The following is a 25114-nucleotide window of genomic DNA, read 5'->3' on the forward strand; positions in this document are numbered from 1 at the left end:
ACATCGTTAGAAAGCCAGACACCTTTGCATTTGTCTGGCTTTTAGTTTTTAATTTTCTGATTTACGTTTTAATAACATATTGATCGCTAGTAACGACCCACCAATGATACTCGTTGCAACGGCGAAATTCATCAATGTATTTGATGCTCCTGTTGCTGGAAGCACTTCTTTTGGTTTCGTTGGAGTCACTGGACCAATTGGGGTGACTTTTTGCCATTTCGCATAGACTGTAGTATCCGCAGTCAGGTGCGTTCCAAAGTCAAACTTAGTTGTAAATTGCGCACTTGTATACCAACCGTCAAATGTATATCCTTCACGTGTTGGATTCGCTGGTACTAATGCAGTTGTATTTTCTAAAACTGTTTGTGGTGAAACTTTGCTTCCTTCACCCGTTTCAAATGACAATGTGTAGGAAACTGCTTGTTTGTTCCATTTCGCATATAGCGTCGTATTTTGATTCATTTTTTGATCAAAATCAAAACGATTGGCGAATGCCACATCGGTATACCATCCATCGAAAGTGTATCCCAGACGTGTTGGTTCTGTTGGAATTGTCACCACGCCATCTTCAACTATTTTTTGACTTGATACATTTGAACCGCCATTAACCTCAAACGTTACATCAAATAGTTGTGATAAACTGACTACAACCGTTTGTGGACCTTGTTTAACAGTGTATTTCAAGGAAGCCAAATCCCCGTTGAATACATATCCTGTTAGGGTCGGAATCTCGATTGATATCTCTGAATTGTAAGCCGCTTTTAATGTTTCCGATTTAAGAAGTTCATTTTGTGAATTCCTAAATTCGATTGTAATGTCTTCAATTTTCTCAACACGACTTTCGTCGAGTGTTTGCATCATACGCTTGGTCCATGCAAAATCTGTTTCGCTGATTGTATTTTCTCGGTAGTCTTTACCATCACGATCAACTGCGTAGACAAACATACCACCTTTTTCGCCATTTTTAGGTTGCCATTTTGCATATTGATATGCACGGCTTGCTAGATATTTTTCTTCGCTAAACTTACCCAGAGCATCATTCCAATTGGTATTATCTTGTTCTTCGTAAAACGAAACTCCAAACAGAACACGCGTCGAACTAATGTCAGACTGGTAGGTTTCCCATGTACGATCTAAACTTTGAGGATTACGACCATATGCTTGGATGAACAAATAAGAAATATGCGGTGCAATCTCTCTGAAAAGGTCATGGTTATCTTTATTTGTATCATAAATCAAAAGTTTATCACTGCCTTCTTTAATCTGAAGGATATCTGAGAGTTGGATAAAGACGTTGGATATAACCGCAACCTCTTCGCTGTTAAGATTTGTTTCCATGTCAACATCAAGTCCATCAAGATTCCATGGTGTCATATAGGTATCGATTAACGATTGGGCAAATGCATGATAATCTGCATCAGTTAAGGTTGTACTGTCTTTTCCCGTTGTCGTCTTGATTTTCAGTAATTCTTTATAATCTAATGTACGGACGACACGCTGACCTCGCTCATGTAGTGTTGGTACATATTCATTCTTTAATGTTTCCCAAAAAAGGTCTTGGTCTGTTCCTGGATTAACGTAGTGAAAGACCGATACGATATCAATTTCTGCGGGCAAGTCTGTCATTTTAATGACATTTTCGTCTGGTAAGTTAGAGTTAGAGTCGTGTGGCATTGCAGCATCACGCCATGTTCGATAGTAAGCCATCATGATTGGTTCGTCGTAATTCATTTCTGGACCCACCCCACGGGTTTGTGCATGTATTGGAATTAAACTCCCCATCCCCATCAGTACAATAAACATAATCAATGAAAATCTTTTTACTAGTTTTTTCATAACTACCTCCTATTGTTTATCATAATCGTACACCCCTCCCCGAACACTGTAAACGGTTTCAGATAAAGTGCTATAGAAAGTAGAGAAGACCTATAATTTGAAGACACTTGTTTATCGGTACTAACATCGAAGGTACATTTAGTAAGTAAAGCAAAAACACCCTAACTCATTGTGCCTTAAATCTGAGTAGGGTGTTTTTGCAATAACTCTTGTTGCTTAGTTTAAGCGTTGATGTCCATCCAAGATGGTTCGAGCATATTACCATCAGGATCTTGAACTTCTAATCCAAACATGACTGATTCCGGAATGCCCATATCAACTTGATATACCGTTCCACCATTGGTTTCTGCTAACTTACCAAATTCTTTGACCGCATTGGCACTTTCAAGGCTAAAAGCAATGAGGGCACCGCTATGAGTTTGGGTATTCGCTATCGCACGTGAACCAATAAATTTGCTATAGAATTCATGCGTCAAAAGCATGATCCAAAAATTATCATCCCACATCATTGCGGCAGATTGATCATTTGAAAATTCCAAATTTTGCTTAAAACCAAGGGATGTATAAAAGTGTATAGAACGGTCCAGTTGTGTTACGGGAAAATTAACAAATACCATTGTTGGCATAATAGGCCTCCTTTTTTCTTATTATAATCCTAAGATAAAAAGGCGTCATCTCTCATGCTTTGATTTAAACCAGATAAGAATCGATACTCCACATAATGCAAGACCACTCATCATCAAAACAAGTCCTATTGGATTGTTTGCAACGCCAGTAGATGGTAACGCATCTTCTGATTCGTGCGGACTCTCTGGTTTAGGGGGTTCAGATGGATTCACAGGGTCAGTTGGATCGATTGGAAGTACGTCCGCTTTCCACTGTGCACGATACGTTACGTTCCCTTGCACGGTTTCTGTTTGCACTGGATCCCATCCAATAAATGTGTAACCTTCGCGGATGGGTGTGCCGACAAACTGTGGCATAGGATCACCCATTGCTGCCTTGAATTGCTGACGCTCAAATATTGATGCGTCAGCACTACCATCTTCATAAATAATGGTATAAACAGTGATTGGTTCTTCTTTCGCAATCCATTGGGCATAAAGGTGAACATCAGAAATTGCTGGGGCCGTAAAATTGTAACGTTGCGTTAAGGCTTCGTCACGATACCACCCTTCGAACGTATACCCTGATAAGGTTGGGTTTACAGGTTCCTTAAACACATCCATATAAGAAACCGTTTCTTCATTAACTGGCGTTCCACCATTTGCTTCATATGAAATCGTGTACTTATTAATTGCCCATTGAGCTGTATAGACTTGGTCTTGGGTGACTGTATCTTCTGGAAGTGGGGACCATCCTGTAAAGGTATAGCCCTCACGTTTAAATGTTCCTTGATAGGCAGGTGTTGTGGTACCGGCATCGACTGTATAGCTTTGATCTTCAAATATCTCCGCTTCAGCAACTCCGTCGGTATACGTAACTGTATACGACTCAATAGGCACAACTTCATCCCAGACCGCATACAAGGTTACCCCTTGTTGGGGATAGATAATTTCATTAAACGGATCATATATCACATCCGCTTCCGTGGCATTCTCATCAGTTGACCAACCCCTAAAGGTATAGCCTTCACGACTAAGGTTCACAGATTCATCATCAATGATTGAACCCAATTTATGAATGAACCCTAGTTTATAATAGCTTGATACGACAGATGAATCATCAGCCTCATAGTACGTTGTACCATCAAAGGAATCCATCGCCATTAATCCAAAAGCTCCGCCATTCGCATCGTATTTAATCCATGATGCTTGAACCGCACCATGTGCTTTATACCGATCATTAAGACGTTGATCGTTTAATAAGAGTTCACCTTTACCGGTATACGTATTATCCGCCATTCCTTCTGGTTTATATGGCACTGTAGGAACTGCACTACGCTCTACTCCTGCAGTTATTTCTGTTTGGTTCGGTACAAGTAAACTCCCGTTAATACCCAAAATGTCTTGAAGGAGTTGGGTTGAGTCTACTCCTTTATCCACATTTATAATGTTATCAGTGCCGTTTTGAGTAGTTTGATTGTTTGAAATATCTTTGTAATTACTAGAATGATTTAAAACTCCATCATTATTGTAGACTCTATTACCAAGGAATAAACTATTGTTTCTTGAAACGGTTGCTGTCGCAAATGTCCCTGCACCACTTAAGCCAATTGCACCACCACGTTGTTCAAGTGACGAGTTTTCGTCTCCCCCTTGATTACCGACAAACGTTGACCCATGAATCGTATTCGTCATTCGAGATGAACCACCATTTTTAAAATATTGGATCGCTCCACCACTATAACCAGCACCATCTAATCCATATGCTTTGTTTTCGTAGAACGTACTGTTGGAAATTGTTGTTGTCAGACCAGGATTACCTGTTCCTTGAAACATGATTGCACCACCATCATCATAGGCGATATTATAGGCAAACGTAGAATTCGAAATCGTAAACTCAGCGCCATCACGGCCATCAAAAACATAAATTGCACCACCGTCAAATGTCTTCTGAGGGGTTATACCATTTCCATTTGTCTCATTACCAATAAAATATGACTGATCAATTGAGACATTACCTGTTAGGTAGTGTAACGACATTGCCCCGCCACCACCGCCAAACACTCCTGTAAAGGCAGCTTTGTTAATATTGTTGCGGAATACTGTATTTTGAATTTGAAGGTTTGCATTGTATCCTTTTGAAGCAATCGCTCCTGCTTCATATCCACCTGCAGTTCCTGAGTTATTCTCAATCGTCGAATATGAAATCAAGACATTGGAGTTTGTTCCTAAGTACATCGCAGGCCCACTTCCGGCAGTATTATTAAATATATGGGTATCCACAATTTCTGTCTTTGCATCTGCTTGGGTGTCTATGTTTAATGCACCTTGTGTTGCATTTTGAAGGGTTAATCCTTGAAGTGTTAACGTTCCACTGGTTAACTTATTTGTAATAAGGCGGTTAGGAATTGCGCTCCCTTCCATATCTAGGTCAGTAATTGTTAGTGAGCCATTCCCACTTATAGTAATACCTCCCGTATCCCATACGACGTGATTACCATCGATTGTTACTGTTTTACCATTAAGAACGATATCTACATCACTTGAAACAAATGCAGTATCAAGTTGCAATATCGTGCCATCGTCTGCATTTGCAATTGCTTCTTTCAAAGCATCCACAGTCTGAATTGTACTTTTCTCATTCGCATGAATTGGTGTTAATCCAAATACCAATAAGAATGACATAACGACAGCAATAAATGTATTTCGTTTGACGTTTTTCATCATAATCTCCTTTCAATGTTCTTTATGAATCTACCTAAATTATAAAATGTAGCAAAGAATGAGATCTCGTCAGTGTTACAGAAGAATGAAACAGTGTACCAGAGAATTAAAATATGGGTGTTTTATTAAAATACATAGAATGACGTTCCATAAATTCGGCTGTATATTTCGTATTTATTTATATGATAAAAAAAACCGCTACATAACGTAGCAGTCTTGGTTGGATATACACACTCGTTTTGAAGTTCTCTCAGTTATTAGGTTAAACCTCATATTCGCCATATACTAAACTATGAAATATCCTAAACATAGAAAAATCAACACGAATTAAGTTAGTCCACCCCTTATGGTTATCTTTATGATGTCCACCAATCAATTTGTAAGGGAGTTGCACAGCTATAATTCGCAACTCACTCATCATTGGCATTCACTCCAACTTGATAATTGCGACATCATCGAATTGTGCCCTTTTCAATATAAACATTGAACTGCATTCTTCGTCATTGTGACTAAGCTTATATCCATTCTTTTTCTTTCTCTGTTATTCTGGTTTTAGTTATGCTTATGTTATCACTTCGTACATACTGAAATACATACATGGGAGAATAGAACCTTGATCGAAAAATTATGCATTTTAAATAATACTGCAACTATTTTGAACTCTTAAGCAAGAAAAAAAACTGCCAAGAATATTAGCAGTCTTTCTTCTTATCAACCTGATCTTTTGTGATTTCATTGTTGGTATCACTTCCAAAATCAATGATTTCATTGCCAACGTCCTCACCAAAATCAATGAGTTCTGACTCAAATGAGCCACCCCTATAATCTTTAAACAAATCGTAAATCGAAATTACTTTAATCTTGATAAAGTTCCTCCTCTGTTTGTGTGCATATTGCACAGTATAATACCGCATCGCTCGTTCAGAGTAACGTGCGAGCTCTTAACTAAAAATGGGATTAGTATTCAATCGCTAAAACTTCATCAAGCGTCGGGCATTGGATGTCGTCTCGTTCAATGTGGTGTGCTAGAAACTCAATTAAATATTCTAGCATAAGCATCACCGCTTGCTCAGTACTTTGATTTTTTGTAAAAATACGCTTGGAAAATCCACCATGGAGAATATAACAAAAATCGATGATATAATCTTCTTTTTCCGGATTAAAATAACCCAATTCAAAGCATGGTGCATAAAGCAAACGATTTCGCGTCAGCATATCTTGATTCGTGACGATTGTATTAACATGATGTGTTTCAATTGGGAAAGTATCAAAATACAATTCCAGTTTTGATAATACATAATCGGAGTGTTTTGAAGCAAAGACATACTCATAGATTTCTGGATTTGGAAATGAGCACTCAGCATAGACTCGCCACGATAATAAAAGTGCCATAATCGGATCATAATCGCTATTAAGAATTCGATCAAATCCATAGAGATAATCAGTCACACTATCAATCATTGCAAGTGCAACCAAGCTATCCAGGTTTTCAAAATAATTATATATTGTGGCACTGTTGTAGCCAGCCCGGTCGGCTATATTGCGAATTGTAAGTTTATCAATTCCTTCGACGGCCGCAATTTCTTTTGTGGCATCAATGAAATAGCGCATCGTTCGATACTTTTGCTTACTCACTTTAATTTTCGGATTCATAAATCAGCCTCTTTCTTTGTTTAATTATAGCAGTTGAATGCATGCAAACACAAAAACAGTGTGAAATCTTATGGTTTTCAAACAAACGCCCTCCTAAATCGTCGTTTTTTCAAAAAACATGTGATATATTTCACTATTTTTTGAATATTGTCTCAAATTATAATCACTTGATTATATAATGGTCATGTGATTAGTTTGAGAGAAAACTATCAAGGAGGAAGATATGGATACACAATCCAAGAAAAAGGCGAGTATCGATAAAGGTCTATTTTTCATACCTTTATCTATCGTCATTGTATTTTGTGCATTAGTTGCACTATTCCCAAAAGCATCCGAAAATGCTTTTAACGGAATATTTGGAGTCATTACGGGTAATTTTGGTTGGGCACTGCAATGGTTCTTCCTAGCCAATACTTTTATTATGGTTTACCTTGCATTCAGCCAATATGGCAACAAGAAACTCGGAAACGAAAAACCAGAGTTTAGCACACCAGTTTGGCTCGGAATGCTCTTTGCTGCTGGAACTTCGGGGGTCGCTATCTATTGGGGATTTAGCGAATGGTTCCAATACGCAACGGCACCACCTTTCGACATTGTGCCACTGTCACGTGAAGCAATGACCTATGCGTCAACCTACAGCTTTTTCCACTGGGGACCTTCAGCATATGGTCTATATGCAACTGTAGCAGTTGTATTTGGGTTTTTCTTCTTTGTTAAACGCGAAAACACAAACCGTCCGAGTACTGCTTGTGCATCCGTTATTGGAGAGAAAAACGCTAAAGGATTACTCGGAAAAGTAATTGATATCGTCTATATGATGGGGATCATTGGTGCTGTATCGGCAGCGATTGGACTTTCAACACCTTTAATCAGTGCAATCATTGTTGATCTCTTCAACATTCAATATACGTTGTGGATTGATGCCGGAATTCTAATTTTCTTTACTATTTTCTTTGTATTTGGAGTTTATGGTGGGTTACAAAAATCAATGAAATTGATCAGTAATATCAAACTTGCAATGGTCATCGGACTCCTAGCTTTTGTATTCTTAATAGGTCCAAAATCATACATGTTAAACAACTTTACAGATAGTATGGGAACCTTTGTCAGTGATTATTTCCGCATGATGATGACTACTGAGCCACACTCTGCTGGTACATTCCCGCAATCATGGACCATTTTCTTCTTTGCATGGTGGTCAGCATATGCCTTAAACACAGGTATTTTCTTAGCTCGCATCTCACGTGGCCGTACGATCAAACAACTTGTTCTTGGTGCGACTGGTGCTTCTTGCGTTGGTTGCTGGTTGCATTTCATTATTCTTGGTTACTATGGCATGAATGCTTATGAAACAGGACTCGTAAATGTCATTGAAATTTTCCAAACCCAAGGAATTACTGATGCTATTATCGCCATTATTAAAACAATGCCACTAGCAACGGTCGTTCTCGTAGTGATGCTCGCAGTTATGGCCGTATCAACCGTCACAGTTATTAACAGTGCTGCCTATACACTCGCAATCGTATCAACGAACGATCTTCCTGCCAATGAGGAACCTGGACGTACCAACCGAATATTCTGGGCAATTGCACTTGGGGCCTTAGGACTTGTTCTTATTTTCATTGGTGGTTTGGGACCTATTCAAACTATCAGTCTCTCTACCGGAATCTTAACGATGGTTATTATTGTGATAATCTTCATTGCCTTCTTTAAACATGACGGTAAGAAATGGGATGAATATATGGAACGTAACGAACGATTAGACGCATTAGAAAACAATGCTAAGGAGAACTAACATGAAATATATCACAGAAGCTCAAATTAAAGAAATTGTTACAATGCCGATGGCACTTGATATCTTTCGTCAAGCCTATTTAGAAAATGTACAAGGTCTTATTTATACGGGGGATCGTATTGTCATGCCGATTATTGATGTTGAAAACAGTGCACAATGGCTCACAGCTATTAGCAAAACAAAACCCTACTTTGGCTCTAAGTTTTCTTCAGTCTTTCCAGCAAACTTGAATAAGGGATTACCTAGTGTAATTTCTACGATAAGTCTTTATTCCAATCAAACGGGGGAATTGGAAGCATTACTTGAAGCTAACTATCTCACTGCAATTAAGACTGGCGGAAGCGCTGGTGTTGCTACTGATGTAATGGCACGTAAAGATGCTCGAACATTGGGAATCATCGGCTCTGGATTACAAGCATTTACGCAAGTCCTTGCTATTCAAGAAGTTCGTGAACTTGAAGCAGTCTATGTTTATGACATTAAGGAAGAATATATCAATGCCTTCATTGAGCGCATTCGTACTGTTCAGAACAGACCCTACCAAATTATCGCTGCAGAAAGTGCCGATGCTTGTGTCGCAGCATCTGATATTATTTGTACATGTACAACCTCACATACACCAGTATTCAGCGCACAAGCGCTTCGTGAAGGTGCTCATGTAAATGCAATCGGATCATTTACACCATACATGCAAGAGATTGAGGAAGATGTTGTTGTCAAAGCAAGCCGCATTATTACTGAACATGTTGATGGATTGTGGGCCGCCGCTGGGGATGTCATCATACCTGTCGAAAAAGGACTCATAAGTAAGGAAAAAGTCGTCGGATCCGTCGGTGATGTTCTTGCTGGTAATGTTATCGCACGTGAAAACGATAAAGAAACAACATTGTACGAAAGCGTCGGATCATGTGTCCTTGACGTTGCCATTGCAATTGCTTCTTATGAAGCGATTACGAATGAATAGTCTTAGCAGTTTTACATTGTGTTACGTATAAAAAAGAAAGATTGGTTCCCTGGAACCAATCTTTTTAGTAGCCTCAGTAGCTACTGTTTCTACGGAACGACTTTTAATTTCACTAGCACCAATAATCCTCAATCGGAAAAGCTCATGCTCTATATATATGCATCGCTAATATGCTCAATAAGACTGTTTACAATACTTTGAGCATCCTCGATACTAGCGAATTTGTGGCTTATATGAATATTAACCATTTTAAAGAACTCCTATAGTTCTATTATCAATGATTCTCGATTTCGATTGCTCATATTCGTGTGGATAAACATGGTTCTCATAAATGGTCGAAAGTAAGGAATTCAACTCTTTACGGGCTTCTTGTGTTGCCTAATCAATTTTAAGTTGATTAAACATTATTCCATGTTTCTTAAAAATCAGAGTACATATAAAAAATATAAAAAAAACGTTCCTACATAGAACGTTTGCATTTGTAATAAATGGTGGACCATAACGGGCTCGAACCGCTGACCTCATCCACGTCAAGGATGCGCTCTCCCAACTGAGCTAATGGTCCATTTGCTCTCATATGATACCATAGCCGAATGCCTAACTCAATGATAATTTGCAACAATTTTAAGAATCTTGAAATCTATTCGGGAATTGATTCGTTTTACACTGAACATCCATTTCTACGAGCGTCTATTGGTGATTTTATGTTTCCAATCTTAATCCCTAATTTTTACTGTTAGTATCTTTGAAATATTTAAAATGCACCTCTATAGAAGGTGTATTTTATTTAACTAACGTACCGATTGTGAGTATCCTTTTTAGTTAACTATTCATTGTTGGGTACGGATGGCGCATGCGTTTGCCCTTGATCAATCTTTTCCGGTTGATCGGGCCAATAGTAGTACGAATACGTGTTTTCTTTTAGATAAGTATTAATGACTTTTGTGTAAAAACGCGGGACTTGGGTACGTTCGTACATTGAATAGTAGTCTGTGACGTAGAGCTCGCCGTCAATCGTTTCTGGGTCTTCTATCGAATAAATGCAATAGAGGCTAAAAGTACTTAAGAAACCGAGCACAACCAAAACCCCGAAACTTTTGAGAAGCCATCCCATCATTTTTGGTAATTTCTGGCTCGTGTTGATCAGACTAAAAATTGTCCATCCAACTAAAACCATAAGTGGTACAAACATAAAACCAATATGCAGTTTAGCATACGTACTTCTTAGTGCTACCTGACGATTATCAAGGATTGCATTTATAAGTAAAAATATTAAGATTACAAACATGTTTGCAATTGCGAATATTTTATAGTTTCTACTGAACCGCTTCACAAGTCGCTCCTTCTTGCTTTTCGGACATGAGTGTCCTAATCCAAGATTGTTTTCGATCAAAATCAGTAGCACCTTCATTAAACAGGCCAATTTCCACTAAATCATCTGCGCTCGCAATTTCAAAATCAGCTGACATCACGTATGTAAAAATCGTTCCTTCAAAGAAAGCTGTAGTTGTGATTCCTGGGTACTCATTATCATCATAAATCTCTTCCAAATTCATTTCAGCAATCACATCTTCTACAGGGATGTCTGAATCCCCTTGAATTGGTGAAAGATCCATTGATATTGTGGTCTTTTGTTTCGTTACAAAACCGCCCTTAACTTCATATTCAGTTGTAACTTGGCTTTGAATATCATCTACGGGAACTTCGACCTTACAAACATAGTTTTCTATAATTTCGACGGGTTCAATTTTCTCTTCTGGTACCTTGTCCTGTTGTGTTGCAACCTCTTGAGGTTTTACTTCTGGTTCTTTCGTACAACCACTCAACAATACGAGTGCTAACGTTGCAAAGATAATACATTTTTTCATTCCTGTCTCCTCCTAGAAAAAAAACTCACTTTCGTGAGCTTTATACTTTATTTACTCTCTGAACATGTAAAGCCATTTGAAGTAAGTACTTTTTGCGTTGCTTCCCAACTTACAAATTTTGCTTCTTTATCCTTTTGACCTTCAACCAATTGTAATTCCTGAAGTTTCTTCAAGTCAGCTTTTGAGTAGTCAATGATATTGATTTCAGTGAGTGTTGCATCTTTAACATCAATGGAAACTTCAAGACCTTCAATTTTTTCGAGTTCTTTATGAACAGTCTTGACTTGTTCAAGCATTAATGCACTTGTATCTTCAACTGGTAATCCTGCAACTTCCGAAAGAGCTTTAATGTCTAAGACTGTTTCAATTTTTTGAGTCTTAACTTTATCACCGTTTGTTGTGATCGTTTGTGTTACTTTTGCTGGTAGTCCGAGCATATCAGCACCTTTGCATTCATATACTGTTTCTTTACCTGTAGATGTACATCCTGTGATGAATAGCATCCCCATTGCAAATACAACTAATAATTTTTTCATACTGTATTCCCCCCGTATACCTATACTTTATAGAAGTTATCTTTAGTATTTGAGGTTTTCGTCTTCATCACAAACAAACAATGCTAACATTGCATTAATAATATCCGAATATTATCGTATATTGTACGAGATGGATAATTTCTCACAAACATCGGCTAAAAATTCGTTTCTGTATGCACAAATTTGATACTTGTTTTTAGTAGCGAATTCCATATTGATAACCCCAAATCGTTGCGGGATTTTCACGACAAGGCACGCCTTTAACTTCGCATATGGCTTGAATGCCACCACTGGATGCACTGAGCGTACCAAAGGTGTTACTGCCGTTCCATTGCTGATAGGCAGACTGAATCGTACCGGTTCCAAGATTGTAGACTTCCGCATGAACATGAGGTCCTGTCGAACTTCCCGATGACCCGAGAATTGCGACTGTCTGTCCCATTGTTACGACATCACCGACTGATGCGACCGCACCATTTTGATGTAGATGAGCATAAAGAATTCCATAAACCGTTGTACCATCTGTCACGATTAGATTCATATAATTTCCATAGCCGCCATTACAGCCACTACCATATCCTCCCCATGTGGGACATCCCCCTTGATATGCGACAACCAGGCCATTTTGCGGTGCAAGCAATGGCATTCCAACCGTTCCATTTGTTGGGGCAAGGTCTACGCCAAGATGCGTTCCACCCCAGGGATAAGACCAAGTTCCTGCCGATACCCAATAGTTAGCGGCAAGTGGATAGCCTAAACTTCCAGGATTGCTTGGGGGTGTAATTGCTGCGAAGTTAGATTCGGCGATTGCAACTTTTTGGACCGCCATTTCTTCTTCAATCATTAGGTGTGCTTTTTCTTGTTGGAGGACGCTCATGATAGCATTGATATTGTCTTGAGCAATTGTAGCTTCACGAAGTTCCTTTTGGTACGTATCTTGTTTTGATTTAAGATCCAGTGATGTTTGTTCCATCTCAGTTTTGTCCTGACTCAACTGTGTTACCAAGGTACGGTATTCATTAATAGTGTTTTCATTGGACTTACGAATTACCTTTACCGCTTCAACACGGCGGAAAATATCGGAAAAGTCTTTAGCATTGACGATAAAATCAATATATCCATTAAGTCGCATTGTAGCATGACTTGCACGCATGTAGTTTTTCATATCATCTTGTTTATTCGTGATTGCATGCTCCTGCTCGTTTATATTAACTTGAAGTGATGCTACCTTTGTTTCCAATGTAGATATATCAGTAGCTGTCTGTTCAATCTTATGATTTAAATCTGCAACTAGTAAATGGTACTCATTTAAAGATGATGCATAATCATCAATTTTCGCAGTAATATCTGCAAGACTGGCTTTCGTATTTTTTAAGGATTCAAAATCTTGGCACTTTGCATCAGTACTGTTGCTTTCACAGTAAGCGGCATAGGCGCCCTCAGCATTGATGGTTGTAGGATTATCCATCATGGAAATAATTCCAATCAACAATGCCATTATTACGAGATAACGGATTCGTTTGGTCATAATCTGACTCCCTTCCGTATCTTTATAACAGACCAACGTGAAATGTAAATGAGAAACTTTCGCATTTACAGTATTCCCACATTTCAGCTCTAAAAAAACACGATGGGAGCTCCCGTCGTGTTTTGTGTTTACAATAATTCAATGTTTCCCTTGCAGGTTTCGTAGGTTTCATCATCCCATAAAGATACTTGGACTTCACCAATATGAGCTTTACCAAGAAGTAACATACACATTCTTGATTGACCCAAGCCACCCCCTATTGTGAGTGGTAATGTGCCATCAACGACACCTTTATGGAAATCAAAATCCAAACGGTGCATCGCATTTGCAAGTTCGAGTTGTTCTAGCATAGCTTCGCGGTCAACACGGATACCCATACTTGATAATTCCATTGCCATTTGAAGTGGTTCATGCCAGAACATGAGATCCCCATTCATACTCCAATCATCGTAATCTGGAGCACGCATATCGTGCGGTTGTCCGCTTTTTAGTTTACCACCAATTTGCATAATAAAGGTTGTTGGATGTTCTTTAACGAATGCGTTTTCGCGTTCTTTTGAACTTAAGTTTGGATAAAGATCCTCGAGTTCCTGGCTGGTCACAAATGTTACCTCTGGTGAGATAATAACGTCAACATCGGGAAACTTCGTACGAATACGACTGGATGTCTCTACAATCGCATTCACCAATCCTTGAACTGTTTCTCGTAGATAAGTTTCCGTCCGTTGTGAGCGATTTATGACACGCTCCCAGTCCCATTGGTCAACGTAGATTGAGTGCAAGTTATCCAGTACTTCATCGCGACGAATCGCATTCATATCGGTGTACAATCCATTGCCTTCATGAAAATCATAATCGTGCAATGCTTTGCGTTTCCATTTCGCTAAAGAGTGAACAACTTCACCTTCTGTACCGGAAATAGCCGGTATATCGAATCGAACTGCTCGTTCGACACCACTTAAATCATCGTTTAAACCAGAATTGTTTGCAACGAATAATGGTGCTGAGACCCGCTTCAATTTTAAAGAACCCGTTAATGCTTCTTCGAACCAACGCTTAATAAATCCAATAGCCGTTTGTGTTTCATAAATTCCTAATGTTGATTGATATCCGTGTGGAACCTTAGTTTTTTTCATACTTCACCTCAAAATGTGTTTCTCTTACTATATCATATTTAGATGCTCATATTAAGGGTCTTTAAAGGCTTTAAATCAAAAATAAAGGGATTGTAGTCCCTTTATTCTAATCCTTGTTTTTGACTGTAGAGCATTGCTATTATGAATAACATTGCGAAAACCACAATAATCGTTGGACCCGTTGGCCACCCAATTTGAAAGGATAAAATCATTCCTGTAATAACAGCTAAGATTGATGCAATGACACTCACCATGAGTGTCGTCTTGCCATCTTGGGCAACGCGAGAGGCAATCAATGCCGGAAAAACAACGAGCGATGAAATTAAGAGTGTTCCAACGATTCGAATTCCTACAACGATAAAAATCGCCATCATCGCATTAATCAAAGCATTCATTCGAAAGGTACGAATCCCCTGTGATTTCGCATACGACGTATCAAAGACGGTCGCAATAAGTTGCCAATAGTGGGTGTACACAAACGTTATGGTTACGGCCACGATGAATACACTCACAATCAGATCATCGGCACTAGCGGTAAGAATATTTCCCACGAGTAGTGATTCGATGGATTGGTTAAAGCCTGGCATGACCGTTGCAATAATTAACCCAATCGCTAGACCTACTGCTGAGACAGCTGCAATTGAAGCGTCTGCTTCGATCGCTGTTTTTTCTATAAGCAGTGTTAAGAGGAATGAGACGATCACGACACATGGAATCGAAAAGAGTAATGGTTGATTTGAAAAGAGATATCCTAAAATAATGGCAGTAAAGGAAACATGAGACAGTCCATCCGCTATCATCGATTTATTGTTGAAAACGAGAAATGGAGACATAAGGGCTGCACTAATTCCAAGCAGCAGTCCTACAACCATCGCATTCATTAAAAATGGATCATGAAACATAAGTATCCTTTCTAAAGACACAATGGCCTTCTCCAACATCTAAAATACTCCGATGTTTATGGGGATTATCGGTTAAATGGTGGGTAACATTGAGAATCGTGGTGCCCGCTTGGTGAAGTCCATCGATTATCGTTTCAAACTGAGCCCGAGATGCTTTATCTAATCCCGATAAGGGTTCATCAAGAATCAAAATATCAGGATTTGAAATCATAGCACGGGAAAGATATACGCGTTGCTTTTGACCGCCTGATAAATCGCTAAATTTACGATGCAATAAGTTTTCTATCCCAAACTGATGGGCAACATCAACAATTCGTTGTTTCGCATTTTTGCTCAGAAACCAGGACATTGGTTTCAGGCCCAATGCAATAACATCATAAACGCTTAATGGTATTTTCGTCTCTGTATTGAGTTGTGGTACATAAGCTACGGTACGCGATCCGAGATTGATGTGACCACTCGACACATCCAATACTCCCATAAATAGTTTGACTAAGGTCGATTTCCCTGCACCATTATCGCCAACAATATAGACATACGCTCCCTGTTGAATGGAAAAACTTACATTATGAAGAATACACGTTTTGCCATACGAGAACGAAACATTATCAACTTCAATGATTGATAGCATGTTTTAAGTTCTCGATATTTTGTTGCATGAGATCAGCGTAGCTTACATTCGCTTTGAATTGATCTTGACTGATGTTGTGATACCCGTGTAATTCTTTGATTTCAAGTGCCATCCCGTCTTGCTTTAGGGAATCTTGAATTGTTTTCGCAACACGTGGTTCTACTAATTCTTCGATGAATAATGTTTCCGCATTGGCTTCTTTTAAAGCTGTTTTAAGCGTAAGAATTTGTTGTGCGGTTAAATCAGCATTGGGTCGGTAATCTTGGGTTAAAGAGACAATCGTTAAATGGTAGCGGTCGGCAAAGGCATCCATTGCATTGTGTCCCGAAAAATAAACCGTAGGATGATCTTGACGCTGCATGTAACGATCAAACTCTGTATGCAGTGTCATAATTCGGGTACTGTATGCAGCAGCTTGGGTTTCATAATACGTCGCATTACTAGGATCTATTTTTATGATTTCTTGTTTAACACTTTCGATAAGTTGGACATATGTAGTGGGGTCGGTCCAATAATGGAGACTTCCATGGTCATGATCGTGGTCATCATGTGCATGGTCTCCTTCGTGTGAATGGTTAGCGTCCGTAGTTTCATGGGTGTGATTTTCCTTTTCATGTGTGTGACTTTCTTCATCGTGGTGATGTTCCTCATCCTCATGAGCTTCAACACCACCATGATTATGAGCTGCTAATTCATAGGACTTTGATAAGTCTAGGGCGTGGTCTTGTGTTCCAAGTGTTTTAACCCATGGCTCTTGTTCTTCTCCTACAAAGATAAAGAGTTTTGAGTCTTTGATGGCTGTGATATTTCGTGCAGAGGGTTCGAAGTTATGCATTTCAGATCCCCATGGCATCATGTTTTCAACCGTCATTTTGTCACCGACAATCGCATGTGCAATATCGTATCCAATAAAAGATGTGACCGTAATATCCGGCTTTTGTTGTGCTTGGCAACCCGTCATAAGCATGAGGGATGCTGTTGCAAGAAGGGCAAATAATCGTTTCATAGTGACTCCTTTAGATCGGTAGAATGAGCTCTATCCTATCGATTCTTCAGTTAGTTGCAAAAGTTTCGCAACAACAGTATTACAAATTCACCCTGGTTTTGTCAATACTTGTTGCGAAACTTTTGCAACAAGTATATGAAATGTTACAAAAAAAGCAACCATCTGGGTGATTGCTTCCTAAAATATTTATTGAATAATGGTTCCTTTTCCTTCAGAAACTGCAAGATGAGCATTTTCTAAAGATGTGATGATTGCTTTACGAGATGGTTTCGATGCCGCAAAGCGGACTGATGCCTCAACTTTTGGAAGCATTGATCCTGGCGCAAAATGTCCTTCTCCAATATATTGATTTGCTTCAGCAATACTTAATGTCTCTAACCATTTTTGTTCCGGTGTCCCAAAGTTAATGGCTACTTGGTCAACTCCAGTTAAGATAACTAGAATGTCAGCGTCAATTTCATCCGCAACTTTAGCTGCTGAGTTATCTTTATCAATCACTGCATCAACACCAACATATTTGCGATCTTGATCAAGGACTGGAATTCCACCACCACCATTCGAAATGACTAGTGTTCCAGCATCCATCAAGGCTTTGATGGCACCACGCTCAACGACAGTTACTGGTTGGGGGGATGGTACAACACGACGGTATCCACGTCCTGAATCTTCTACATACGTGTAGCCATTCACAGTGGCTAATGCTTGTGCTTGTGTTTCGGTATAGAATGGTCCGATTGGCTTGGTTGGATTTGTAAATGCTTGATCGTCTGCATCAACAACTACTTGTGTTAATACAGTTGCAACATCTTTTTGAATATCGCGACGGCGTAACTCATTCGCAATCGCGTTTTGAAGATGATACCCGATATAACCTTGCGACATTGCAGCAGCTTCAGGAAATGGCATCTCTGGTACGGCATTGTTTGCATGGTGTGCTTCATCAAATGCAAGATGAATCATTCCTACCTGTGGTCCATTCCCGTGAACCACCATGACTTCGTCACCACCTGCAATTAAATCAACAATACTTTGCGCTGCAACTGCAACCGCATCTTTTTGTTCTTGAGGGTTATCCCCGAGGGCGTTTCCCCCTAATGCTATAACTATTTTTTGTTTCACAATAAATACCTCTTCTAAAATAAGAGCATTGCAAGTCCTATTGCAATGCCTGTCAGTGTATCAATGCCGGATGTATGACCATAATGTTTGAGATTAAGAAGGGCACGTTGGAACGCAGCGTCATCATCATCGTTCATGATTGATATAAAGTTAAGGAGACTATGACTGAACATATCTTCTGACGCATGGCTTAAATATTCAAACGAGACAGCAGTTGTTGCAGAGGGACTTAATTGGCATGTTAAGGCTGCATCAAATGCGTTACGATACGGATTATTGAAAGTATGTAGGACTATAGATAGACCTAAGAGAATATCGTCTCCAGTTGGTGTTAGACCACGCCCTCTACCAAGGAGCCATGCAATAACATCATCAAAAGTTTCTGGAGCTATCGATTGGAGTTTGGGTATATGTAATGTATCGTTTATTGTTTGGTCAAATCCGGTCATTGATGGGTAATGCACGATTTGTTGGTACCGCTGTCTTAGCGTGGCACGCGCTGGTACAAACGGTTGTGGATTATAGGTTTCAATTGGTACATCTTGCAAGTCAATCACAATCGGTGTAAGCATGTTACGAAAGTGAAGGCTGTTGTGGGTATAAAGGACCACAGTTTGAAGATCTACCGTTGCAAGTTTTGACATCGACCCTTTCATGAGCGTGATGCCATGAGGCACGGATGCCTCGCTGATAAAGATTAAACGTTCATTCACAAGAAGGTTAAAACCATGCTTAAAAACACTGTGTACCGTTATTTTGAGTGGGATTGGTGTTAACCAAATAGCCACAGATTGTGATACTGACTGTGCCTTTAAGCGAATCATAACTATCCTTCCATTCCTAATTTTTGTGCATATGCAGCAATTGCCTTTTCAAAGCATTCGATTGGTGGGTGTACTGTTCCCGCACCGATTTGACCAAGGCCTGCTTTCTTATTCGCAATTCCTGTATTAATTACTGGTGTAATACCGGTGGCAACGACTTTACGTGCGTCAATACCCAAATGTGTTCCCTTGAAATTCCAAGTTGGAATAATAAAGTTAGGATTATGATCCATGACAATCTCATCCATTTCATTTGAAATACGAAGTGCATCATCAAAACCACCAGTTCCTACGAAACGGGTAACTGCAGGGGCTGCAATCATGGCCATTCCACCGACACCAAATGTTTCTGTGATCGCACTATCTCCCATATCAGGGCTCGCATCATCACCAGAATATCCTGTAAAGTATAGACCTTGTGGCGTATTAACTGGTGCTGTGAACCATTCGTCACCCATTCCAGCAATACGAATACCAAAGTTTTCGCCATTACGGCACATTGCTGTAACGATTGTGCCTTCTTTAATTTGACGGGCACCGTCCATTACAGCTTTTGCAGATGCCATCATAATATTTAGGAAAAATTGATCGGTATCGGCTAAGAACTTGAGCACTTGGGCACGTTCTGTTTCTGTAATATCAAGTGTTGCGATAACAGGTGTTACTTCTTTTAAGAAAATTAGTGATGCTGCAATGTTACGTTGGTGGAACTCATCACCCATCGCAATCGCACGTGCAACCATTGGGTTTACACTGAGACCATCTTCCATCGCACGAATCGTTTTACCAAGAACTGGACCGAGAACATCACGCATCCATTCAAGACGTGTGATAACCTCTTCGGAATACGCTCCAAAACGTAAGACAGCACCAATTCCTTCATTCATTTGGCAGTATGCTGTTGTTTCATGTTTTCGATCTTCAACAACAAGCACTGGCATATTTGCTGAAGTAATACCACCCATTGGACCTACTGCATTCACATGGTGACATGGAATAAAGGCAATTCGTCCTGTTGCTAATAACTCACGTGCTTCAGCTTCAGTTTCTGCCCATTTTTCAAAGAGAACAGCACCAACGCATGATCCTTGCATTGGGTCAGGCATATTTGCCCACTCAATTGGAGGACCCGCATGTAAGAGTACTTTTCCGTTTAGTTCATTAATTACTGATTTAGCAGGTACAACATCGACTAAGACAGGACTTCCTGCTTTAATACGATCGATAACTGCCTGGTTTGCATCTTCAATTGTTTTAAATGTCATGTGAGGCCTCCTTAGTTAAAGTGATATGAATTTAAGAATTTTAGTGCTTTAATCATTTTGGGATTACCACCAGCTAACGGTCTCCAATCAAATTGAATGGTTGTTGCGCCAGCATCTTCGAGATTATCTGCAAAACTTTTTAGTCCAACATTAATAATTTTAGGTGATGCTGAAATAAGGTCAGTGATAGCTTCTGAATATGGTAACTCAATCTTTTCGGTAATTGCGTTCTCTTCGACTGGTAATTGTGTATATTGAACGTTAAAGCCAAGATATTGTAATGATGTCAAGACTGCATGAGCATTACTTTCTGCGACAAAGACACCGATATCTTGAAGAATTTGAGTTTGGGCAGCAAGGTCTTGAGGATCACGTTGTGTACCGCAAATTGTTGCAACAAACTGTAAATCACGGTTTGCTTGACGTGCTTCTTGCATTAATTCAAGAATGGTTGGTGCAAGTGAACCAGCCATGTCGGCATGAGATCCATACCCTAAAACCACATCAAACAATACAACACCTGTTCGTGGATCTTTAGCCGCTTCTTTCATTAATTCAATCCGTTTACTTGGATCAATCATTGGATGCGGACGCCCTTGGGTATATTCATCATCCCCTAGGTCGATAACTTCAAAGCCATCATGGTTCAGCATGAATCCGTGTGGTTTTTTACCACCTTTTGGTAACTCGAGTGCTTCTTCAATTAGCATTGCTGCTTCCGATGCTAACGTTCCGCCAGAATAGTAACCTTTGATGACAGATCCTTCTAAGCTTGCGATCGGTGCTACAGCAGGACGGTTCATATCCAATTCACGTGGATTTTTACCTTCAGACAAAGCAACTGCTGCTTTTGCAGCTTCTTCCAAGGTATACGCATGATAGATATTACGTTCATGATGCGTTGGCTTCGCACCTAAGAATAGTGTGACGACCGGTTTGTCTAACGTACGTAAGTAGTTTTCAATTTTTTCTTGAACGACTTTTGAAGGTGGTTTGGATACTACCATAATCACCTTTGTATCAGCTTGTGCTTGAAGATGGTGTATACTATCCAGCATTGTAATACCTTGAACAGCTTCATTAAGGTCACGACCCCCGGTTCCAAGAGCACTTGAAATACCTTCGCCCGCTTTATCGATAAGAGTTGTTACTTCTTGAATTCCCGTTCCTGATGCACCAACAACGCCGATTGTCCCTTGTTGAACTTTATTTGTAAAGGCGATAGGAACACCAGCAATGATTCCCGTTCCACAATCTGGACCCATAACAAGCAGATCCAATTGGTGTGCTTTTTCTTTTAGTCGCACTTCATCTTCGAGCGAAACGTTGTCACTAAACAAAAATACATTAAGACCTTTGTCTAAAGCTGTATCCGCTTCGTCGGCAGCATATATCCCTGGAATCGAGAATACGGCTAAATTTGCATCCGGTAACGCTTTGAGTGCATTGTCCCAATTACGAACAACGGTCGTTTGCGTTGCGCCATCCTCTTTATCACTTTTGTTGAGAAATTCTTCAATTGCATCCATGACAACATCCACAGTTTCTGCTTCATTGACGTCCATAACAATTGCGATATCATCTGCTGCAGCGCTCGCAACATCTTCTGTTAAGAGATCAGCTTGGCCAAAGATATCTTTATTGGCAGCTGTGGCCATCATGATTGACACACGATTGACACCCTCAAGTGCGGCAATTTCATTCGTCAACAACATGAGTACAACTGAATCTTTATATGCATTCTTTTTAATAATTGTTTTTAACATAGCACATGTCCTTTCCTGCTTTATGTACTTTAATCTTAATCGGTCAATGCACATGAGTCATTATCCAATCTAGATAAACAAATGGGCAATTCTTATCCGAAATCGACGATTTGTTTAGAAAATATGGCTATCTAAAATGAGAAAAAGACGCTCAGATTCGGAAATCGAGAACGTCTTTTTCTTTTGATTATTGAAGACCGAATCGAACAGTTTTTTCTGTTTCAACTGTGACGCGACCTGATTTAACAACGACCGATTTAATGGGTAAATCGATAATTGCATCACCATATGATGTTGTATCAAGAAGCACCATATCGGCATTATTGCCAATTGCAATACCATATCCTTCAAGACCCAATGCTTTCGCTGGGTTTGATGTGATCATTGGTAAGACTGTTGGTAAGTCGGCAGCACCACCTAGGTGTGCAACTGGAATTGCTAACATTGCGGTTTGGACAATATCGCCAGTTCCATAAGGTGTAAAAGCGTTACGAATATTGTTTGTGGCAATACATACATTGACCCCTGCATCACGAAGTTTACGCATTGGCGTTACGGTACGACGTACATTGTAAGTATCATTACGAGCACCTAAGTGTAAATCTGTTGCAGGAAGGGCCATAACACTAATCCCTGCTTCAGCCATTAATTCAAGAATTGGTTGTAGTTCTTCAGGTGGTAACGCTGCGATAGCGGTTAAGTGACCAACTGATACTTTTCCTTGATAACCATTTTCAATTGTTTTCTTCGCAAGGTATTCAATTGAAATTTTATCAGCATCATCAGCAAAGTCTTGGTGTAAGTCTAGTGGTTTATCAAAACGTTTCGCAAGTTCAAAGACATAGTCGATATGCTCTTTTGCATCACGATCGTTGTAAGGAACTGCACCGACTACATCTGCGCCACGTTCCATTGCTTCAACCATCATTGCCTCTGTTCCTGGTGCTTTAAAAATACCTTCTTGTGGGAATGCGACAACTTGGATATCAATGTAATCTTTAAACTCTTCTTTGAGTTTCATGATAACTTCGAATCCTGTAAATCCTTGGGATGGGTCGAATTCTGCATGCGTACGCATAAATGTTACACCATTCGGAATGATGAGCTCTTGAAGTGCTGTTTTAGCACGTGTATAAATATCATCAGCTGAGAATGTTGGCTTGAGTGATGCCGTTACTTCGATAGCTTCTTTTAAGGTACCGGATAAATTGGGTTTGCGGTTTGCAATCAAGGCTTTGTCTAAGTGAATGTGACTTTCAACAAATCCTGGAACGAGTACGCGGCCTTCACCATTAATCACACGTGTTGCGGTAGCATCGATTGTATCTTCAATCGCAACAATTTTACCATTTTCAATTGCAACATCTTTCAATGCACCATCTTGATCAATACGAACTTGTTTAAAAATTAAATCCATGTTTCATGTCCTCCTCTAAATTAAACTGCAATAAATGAAATAACCATGAGTATCCCTGCAGCAATTGATACCCATTTAACGTTTCCTTTAACAACATCAAGAATCGGAATTTGGAATCCTGATGACAAGGCTTGCATCGTAATATTAACAAAACTCATTTGACTTCCTAGTCCAACACCCATGGTTACAAAACCAAGCGCGAGTGGAGAGAATCCAAGTGCAATACCAACTGGTAGTACCAAGGTTAGAATGGATCCAACGTACGCACCGGCAGGAATACCAATAAGAATCCCTGTGAGTACCGCAACTGGAACCACCAATGCAGCAGGGGCTGCTGATGCAACGTTAGCAATAACGGCAAACGTACCAGTACTTGCAATAACATTAATAAATCCTAAGAAGATACCCACTTGGAAAAGACGTGTCAGAATATAGTTTGATCCGTCAATCATTGAGCTAAATGCTTTATTAATCCCTGTATCCGTACATACGAAGATTAGGATAACTGTGACAAGCATATACATGACAGGTGAGAATAGTGGGAACCCTGTAGCTTTATCAACGAGCGGTCCAAAGATTACGGCAAAGAGTAAATAGATTGCAGGAATAGTATTTTTGAAGAGTTGACCGTTTGACATTTTTGCATACGTTTCGTCTTCAGATTTACGGAATCCCAGTTTGCGACGTTTTGCTCCCCAGAATGCTAAGACAATAGCAAGTCCTAAGAAGAGCAACCAGTATGGCATCATGGTGCTAACATATGTCGAAACTTCAAAGCCACCTAATTGTGATGTAATACTTGATTCGAGCGACGCTGGTGATGTTGTGAACGATACAGCAGCAGCGATAGACATCGCAGCAATAAGCTCTGGTACAGCACCAACAGCTGCGAAAGCAAGCGGTGCGATAACCATTGCACTACCACCACCAATACCTGACATATAAGTTGCGGCAGCGACTAAGATAACTAAGAATGCGGAAACATATTCCACTTTTCCTTTTGTAGCACGGTTAACAAGTTCCAATGATGATGTGTAACTACCAGCTGTAAAGACTGCCATCGCGACAGCAGAGTTAATAATTGGAACTGTAATTGTCATCATGGTTGGAATGGCTGACAATACCTCTTTATTCACTTGGGCTATTGTAATTCCCCCAATTAGCATCGCTACCCCTGCTGATATCGCACCCGCAAGTACCATATCAACTTTTAAAAATAGTAGCACCAATACCAGAATAAGTGGTATTAATACTAGGAATGCTTGAATTCCTGTAGGTGCACCGATTTCACTAATTTCAAGTGCGAGCACACTTTGCATCGAAATTAAAGTTAATGCAAAGACAAGAGTTAAAGACATCCATAACTTTCTCCCTTTGAGTCTCATAAATTCCTCCTTTGTTATGAGTTCATAACGCTACAGAGACATAGTGTTTGTTCTGTATTTTTATTCTATCCTAGGTACTGGTCTATTGCTTTTCCGTATTAAGATAAAAAAAATCTCTTTTTTGTCCATTATGGATAATGTGAAAAAACTGTTC

At 39.7% G+C, this 25114-nt stretch carries 21 protein-coding genes and 1 tRNA gene; 2 read left to right on the forward strand and 20 right to left on the reverse strand.

Annotated features, from left to right (window positions below; genetic code table 11):
- Positions 1-48: 48 nt before the first annotated feature.
- The 5 genes from GVV19_RS00510 to GVV19_RS00530 form a co-directional block, all read right to left on the reverse strand.
- Positions 49-1836: an EndoS/ChiA family endoglycosidase gene (locus GVV19_RS00510; protein ID WP_159644722.1), complete on the reverse strand. Its 1788-nt coding sequence runs from the start codon at positions 1834-1836 to the stop codon at positions 49-51.
- A 221-nt stretch (positions 1837-2057) separates the two neighbouring features.
- Positions 2058-2462, reverse strand: coding sequence for a VOC family protein (locus tag GVV19_RS00515; protein ID WP_159639244.1), 405 nt, complete (start codon positions 2460-2462; stop codon positions 2058-2060).
- A gap of 45 nt (positions 2463-2507) precedes the next feature.
- Entirely contained in the window at positions 2508-5165 is a 2658-nt protein-coding gene (locus GVV19_RS00520; protein WP_159644724.1) for an InlB B-repeat-containing protein, read from the reverse strand.
- Between the two features lie 692 nt (positions 5166-5857).
- A complete protein-coding gene (locus tag GVV19_RS00525) occupies positions 5858-6079 on the reverse strand; it encodes a hypothetical protein (protein WP_159644727.1) in 222 nt (73 codons plus the stop codon).
- A 43-nt stretch (positions 6080-6122) separates the two neighbouring features.
- On the reverse strand, positions 6123-6818 hold the full coding sequence (locus tag GVV19_RS00530) for a TetR/AcrR family transcriptional regulator (RefSeq protein ID WP_159644729.1): 696 nt from the start codon (positions 6816-6818) through the stop codon (positions 6123-6125).
- A 223-nt stretch (positions 6819-7041) separates the two neighbouring features.
- Between GVV19_RS00530 and GVV19_RS00535 the strand changes: the two genes are divergently transcribed.
- Together GVV19_RS00535 and GVV19_RS00540 are read left to right on the forward strand one after the other, a co-directional pair.
- Positions 7042-8613, forward strand: a complete 1572-nt coding sequence (locus tag GVV19_RS00535) for a BCCT family transporter (protein ID WP_159644731.1) — start codon at positions 7042-7044, stop codon at positions 8611-8613.
- Between the two features lies 1 nt (position 8614).
- Positions 8615-9577 (forward strand): ornithine cyclodeaminase family protein, encoded by a 963-nt coding sequence (locus GVV19_RS00540; RefSeq protein WP_159644733.1) that lies wholly within the window; start codon positions 8615-8617, stop codon positions 9575-9577.
- A 489-nt stretch (positions 9578-10066) separates the two neighbouring features.
- On the opposite strand, the gene GVV19_RS00545 is transcribed toward GVV19_RS00540, so the two are convergent.
- From GVV19_RS00545 to GVV19_RS00615, 15 genes are all read right to left on the reverse strand, one after another.
- Positions 10067-10142: transfer RNA gene (locus GVV19_RS00545), tRNA-Val, on the reverse strand.
- A 261-nt stretch (positions 10143-10403) separates the two neighbouring features.
- Complete coding sequence (locus GVV19_RS00550) at positions 10404-10910, reverse strand: hypothetical protein (RefSeq protein ID WP_159644735.1); 507 nt, start codon at positions 10908-10910, stop codon at positions 10404-10406.
- Entirely contained in the window at positions 10894-11445 is a 552-nt protein-coding gene (locus GVV19_RS00555; RefSeq protein WP_159644738.1) for a hypothetical protein, read from the reverse strand. The genes GVV19_RS00550 and GVV19_RS00555 overlap by 17 nt, the downstream gene beginning before the upstream one ends.
- 47 nt (positions 11446-11492) lie before the next feature.
- Complete coding sequence (locus GVV19_RS00560) at positions 11493-11981, reverse strand: DUF1307 domain-containing protein (protein ID WP_159644740.1); 489 nt, start codon at positions 11979-11981, stop codon at positions 11493-11495.
- A 196-nt stretch (positions 11982-12177) separates the two neighbouring features.
- Positions 12178-13509, reverse strand: a complete 1332-nt coding sequence (locus GVV19_RS00565) for a murein hydrolase activator EnvC family protein (protein ID WP_159644743.1) — start codon at positions 13507-13509, stop codon at positions 12178-12180.
- Between the two features lie 128 nt (positions 13510-13637).
- Positions 13638-14645 (reverse strand): aspartate--ammonia ligase, encoded by a 1008-nt coding sequence (gene asnA / locus GVV19_RS00570; protein WP_159639259.1) that lies wholly within the window; start codon positions 14643-14645, stop codon positions 13638-13640.
- 101 nt (positions 14646-14746) lie between these two features.
- Entirely contained in the window at positions 14747-15547 is an 801-nt protein-coding gene (locus GVV19_RS00575) for a metal ABC transporter permease (RefSeq protein ID WP_159644746.1), read from the reverse strand.
- Positions 15537-16178, reverse strand: coding sequence for a metal ABC transporter ATP-binding protein (locus tag GVV19_RS00580; protein ID WP_159644749.1), 642 nt, complete (start codon positions 16176-16178; stop codon positions 15537-15539). Before GVV19_RS00580 ends, GVV19_RS00575 begins: the two co-directional genes overlap by 11 nt.
- Positions 16162-17184: a metal ABC transporter substrate-binding protein gene (locus GVV19_RS00585; protein WP_159644751.1), complete on the reverse strand. Its 1023-nt coding sequence runs from the start codon at positions 17182-17184 to the stop codon at positions 16162-16164. Before GVV19_RS00585 ends, GVV19_RS00580 begins: the two co-directional genes overlap by 17 nt.
- Before the next feature lie 186 nt (positions 17185-17370).
- A complete protein-coding gene (gene arcC, locus GVV19_RS00590) occupies positions 17371-18303 on the reverse strand; it encodes a carbamate kinase (protein WP_159644760.1) in 933 nt (310 codons plus the stop codon).
- A 14-nt stretch (positions 18304-18317) separates the two neighbouring features.
- Positions 18318-19127: a DUF2877 domain-containing protein gene (locus GVV19_RS00595; RefSeq protein WP_159644762.1), complete on the reverse strand. Its 810-nt coding sequence runs from the start codon at positions 19125-19127 to the stop codon at positions 18318-18320.
- A 2-nt stretch (positions 19128-19129) separates the two neighbouring features.
- On the reverse strand, positions 19130-20392 hold the full coding sequence (locus GVV19_RS00600) for a YlbE family protein (protein ID WP_159633821.1): 1263 nt from the start codon (positions 20390-20392) through the stop codon (positions 19130-19132).
- 11 nt (positions 20393-20403) lie between these two features.
- Positions 20404-22158, reverse strand: a complete 1755-nt coding sequence (gene fdrA, locus GVV19_RS00605; RefSeq protein WP_159644764.1) for an acyl-CoA synthetase FdrA — start codon at positions 22156-22158, stop codon at positions 20404-20406.
- A gap of 187 nt (positions 22159-22345) precedes the next feature.
- On the reverse strand, positions 22346-23575 hold the full coding sequence (locus tag GVV19_RS00610; protein WP_159644767.1) for an amidohydrolase family protein: 1230 nt from the start codon (positions 23573-23575) through the stop codon (positions 22346-22348).
- Positions 23576-23595: 20 nt separating this feature from the next.
- Complete coding sequence (locus GVV19_RS00615; protein ID WP_159644769.1) at positions 23596-24960, reverse strand: citrate transporter; 1365 nt, start codon at positions 24958-24960, stop codon at positions 23596-23598.
- Positions 24961-25114: the final 154 nt, after the last annotated feature.

The sequence above is a fragment of the Erysipelothrix anatis genome, assembly GCF_009828745.1.
GTDB classification, from domain to species: domain Bacteria; phylum Bacillota_I; class Bacilli_A; order Erysipelotrichales; family Erysipelotrichaceae; genus Erysipelothrix; species Erysipelothrix anatis.